The sequence below is a fragment of the Candidatus Palibaumannia cicadellinicola genome (genome assembly GCF_002855795.1).
GTDB classification, from domain to species: domain Bacteria; phylum Pseudomonadota; class Gammaproteobacteria; order Enterobacterales; family Enterobacteriaceae; genus Baumannia; species Baumannia cicadellinicola_C.
Genome location: NZ_NJPO01000110.1, coordinates 1 through 4,130, shown reverse-complemented (window position 1 = coordinate 4,130; position 4,130 = coordinate 1). Strand labels below are relative to the sequence as shown.

The window sequence follows — 4,130 nt, the reverse complement described above, 5'->3', positions numbered from 1 at the left end:
TCAGTATAACCTACTACTTAAATCAAGCTAATTTATGATGAAAATATTCGTAAATAGCTGACTCAAATGACATAAAGGTATTACAGATACTATCTTCACAGCAATAATTTGCAAAAAAGCTATATTTTCCTTTTCCCTGGGGCTACTTGTCGCAGATAATGCGAGCGTTTATATCCAAATAATGGCACCACTCTCCTATGCTACATTTGTTCTACGGCATGGATTTCCATACCGGTATAACGTTAATATGTGCATTATTGTTTGTATTAGTTTATGAGGCTATTAATGGTTTTCATGATACAGCTAATGCCGTAGCAACAGTCATTTATACTCGAGCCTTGCGTTCTCAATTAGCCGTTGCTATGTCTGGGTTGTTTAACTTCCTTGGTGTGCTTATGGGTGGCCTTAGTGTGGCTTATACTATCGTTCATCTATTACCTATTGATTTACTGCTTAATGTCAGTTCCGCACAGGGGCTAGCTATGATGTTTTCTATGCTACTGGCGGCGATTATTTGGAATTTAGGTACCTGGTATTTTGGCTTGCCTGCTTCTAGTTTCCATACCCTTATCGGTGTAATAATCGGTATAGGCCTAACAAATGCGCTAATTCTTAATAGTTCAATCGTACAAGCTATCAATATTCCTAAGCTAATTGAAATATTTCTATCTTTGGTAATTTCTCCTCTGGTAGGGTTAATGCTGGCCGGGGCTATGGTTTTTCTTTTACGCTCCTACTGGAGTAATACGACAAAGCGCCGCCGCATTCATATGACACCGAACGAACGAGAAAAACAAGATGGAAAACGTAAGCCACCATTCTGGACTCGCATCGCGCTTATATTCTCTGTGGCAGGCGTAAGTTTTTCTCATGGTGCCAACGATGGTCAAAAAGGTATCGGCCTAATTATGCTAGTGCTGATAGGCGTAGCGCCGGCGGGCTTTGTCGTCAATATTAACGCCAGTGACTATGATATCAGCCGTACCCGTAATGCCGTTAATCACTTACAGCAGTACTATACGCAGCACCAATGCACTTTTAACGTTGCCAATGCTTCTTTTATCCCGCTAGAAACAAACCGCAAGGTTTGGAGTAAAAGTAAGAGTGAAATATCCATGCGACAAGAATTACACTGTGAGCTTTCGCAGGCATTTATCCCGATACATCGCACTAATCTGCTACTAAGTAATCTGAATAGCTACGACGAGTTGAGTTCAGAGCAGCGCTCTCACGTGCGCCGTTTACTTATGTGCCTCGCAGACATTGCTAATAAAGTAGCGAAATTACCAGAAACTCCAGCTGCTGATAAACTTTTATTAAATAATCTACAACCAGATTTATTATACACGGTAGAATATGCACCGGTGTGGATTATTATTATAGTAGCGCTAGCACTGGCGCTTGGCACCATGGTGGGTTGGCGAAGGGTAGCAACCACGATCGGTGAAAAGATAGGTAAAAAAGATATGACCTATGCGCAAGGTCTTTCGGCACAAATGACCGCAGCGGTATTCATAGGTATAGCTAGCTATACCGGCATGCCGGTGTCTACGACTCACGTACTTTCGTCAGCTGTGATGGGTACTATGTTAGTAGACGGTGGTGGTGTACAGAGCAAAACAGTGAAAAACATTTTGATAGCCTGGATTCTAACCCTGCCAGTAGCTCTTTTACTAGCAGGTTGCTTATACTGGCTGGCGCTAACATTGATTTAACTTATATCTCGAATACCGTAGTGGCGTAGCATAGCATCTAGCTGTGGTTTACGTCCGCGGAAACGTGTAAACAACACCATAGGATCTTCAGATCCGCCACGTTCAAGAATATTTTCTAGGAATGAATCGCCGGTTTCTCTATTAAAAATACCCTCAGTTTCTAAGCGCGCCCATGCGTCGGCAGCAAGTACGTCCGCCCACAAATAGCTGTAATAGCCCGCAGCATAACCGCCAGAAAATATATGGCTAAACGCATGGGGAAAACGTACCCATTCAACGCTAGGTATCACCGCTACTTGTTTTTTTACTTCTGCTAGTATTTCCAATACACGTGCTCCTTGCTCGTGATGGTACTGGTAATGTATGCAGAAATCAAAAAGACCGAATTCTATTTGGCGCAAAAGAAATAATGCAGCCTGGTAGTGCTTTGCGTCTATTAGCTTATTCAGCAACTCTATTGGTAGTGATTTCCCTGTTTCATAGTGACCGGAAATTAACTCCAGCGCTTCAGGTTGCCAACAGAAGTTTTCCATAAACTGACTTGGCAGCTCTACTGCATCCCATGGTACGCCATTGATACCAGCTACTCCAGGGGTATCTATACGAGTCAGCATATGATGTAGACCATGACCAAATTCATGAAATAATGTGGTTACTTCGTTGTGAGTGAAGAGTGCTGGCTTCCCACTAACCGGACGATTGAAGTTACAGGTCAAATAAGCAACCGGCTTTTGTAACGTACCATCGGCTTTACGCATCATACCTATACATTCATCCATCCAAGCACCGCAGCGTTTATTGTCGCGGGTATATAAGTCTAAATAGAAGCTACCGCGCCATTCGCCTAGCTCATCAAATAAGTCAAAAAAACGAACGTCCGAATGCCAGGTGTTAACATCATTACGCTCTGCAGCCGTGATACCATAAATGCGTTTCACTACTTCGAACATACCGCTTAGAACTTGCTGTTCTGGGAAATAAGGACGTAACTGTTCATCGTTGATAGAAAAAAGTGATTCTTTTTGTTTTTCCCCGTAATAGGCGATATCCCAGGGTTCCAGCGTATCATGATCAAAATGCATTTTGGCGAATATGCGCAGCTGCGCAAGTTCCTGCTCTCCCTGTCGTCGTGCGCGTTTAGCGAGATCATTCAAAAAATCTAGTACTTGTTGAGGTTCTCGTGCCATTTTAGTTACTAAAGATTTTTCCGCATAACTGTTGAAGCCAAGAATTTGCGCTAGTTCATGGCGCAACGCTAGTATTTCACTCATAAGAGGCCCATTATCCCATTTCCCGGCATTTGGTCCTTGATCTGAGGCACGGGTATTATAAGCTCGGTATAATTCTTCACGTAAGGTACTATTATCACAGTAAGTTAAAACAGATAGGTAGCTAGGAAAATTTAGGGTAAGTAACCACCCTGACTGCGCGTGGGCTTCTGCATGGGCGCGTGCAGCGGTGAGCGTACTCTCTGGTATTCCAGACAATGCATGTTCATCGGTGATAAGCTTACTCCATCCAGTTGTGGAGTCCAGTACGTTATTGCTGTAAGTTGACTCTAACTTAGATAATCTTGCTACAATATCTCCGTAACGCTGCTGGTTTTCTGCTGTAAGGTTAATGCCGGAAAGTTCGAAAGAGCGTAACGTATTATCTACCGCTTTTTTCTGCGCTATGCTCAGCTGATGATAATCATCGCTATTGCGTAAATTACAATAAGCATTATATAGTCCTTTATGTTGCCCCACCCAAGTGCTGTATTCTGACAACATTGGCAAGCTTTGTTCATAAGCTGCGCGTAGTTCCGAACTATTCTTGACGGCATTAAGATGATTGACTGGCGACCAAATACGGCTTAAATAGTCGTCTGCATCTGCCAGTACCTGACAAAGATTATCCCAGTTGAATGGACCTGAATGTGCTACTACTTTTTCAACCGTTTGACGACAATGGTTCAATGCGGCTTGGACAGCCGGTACTATATCCTCAGGATGGATAGCAGAAAAATTCGGTAATAAAAAAGAGGTAAGCCAATAATTAGTCATAGTAGCACGGTCCTGATGATCGTTAGTTGATCAATATAATTAACATAATGCACTGTTTTTACTCCTAAGTTTTGACGATTAACATCAATATGAAAACAAATAAGATTCGCTAAATAGCGACCCATTCATGAAAATATTTTCTGTATAGCTTGGCTAGTCACTGAATAAATTACTTTAAACTAACTCAAAACGTAACTAATGTTACTGCTTAATAGAATTTATTAATGTAATCTTTTTATTAATAGTACCTATAACGTATAATGATAGGTATTTACTGCGCGTAGGCAGTTTACTAATTACTAACTCATGAGATGTTAACTATAATAAAATAATTTTTCTTACTTAAAAGTATTAAAAAACATTTGTTCGT

General features: G+C 41.5%; 2 protein-coding genes. One reads left to right on the top strand and one right to left on the bottom strand.

Annotation, left to right across the window (positions count from 1 at the left end):
* Positions 1 to 197: 197 nt before the first annotated feature.
* Positions 198 to 1,715, top strand: coding sequence for an inorganic phosphate transporter PitA (gene pitA, locus CEX73_RS02170; RefSeq protein ID WP_101626960.1), 1,518 nt, complete (start codon positions 198 to 200; stop codon positions 1,713 to 1,715).
* On the opposite strand, the gene prlC is transcribed toward pitA, so the two are convergent.
* Entirely contained in the window at positions 1,712 to 3,760 is a 2,049-nt protein-coding gene (gene prlC, locus CEX73_RS02165) for an oligopeptidase A (RefSeq protein ID WP_101626959.1), read from the bottom strand. The genes pitA and prlC overlap by 4 nt on opposite strands.
* Positions 3,761 to 4,130: the final 370 nt, after the last annotated feature.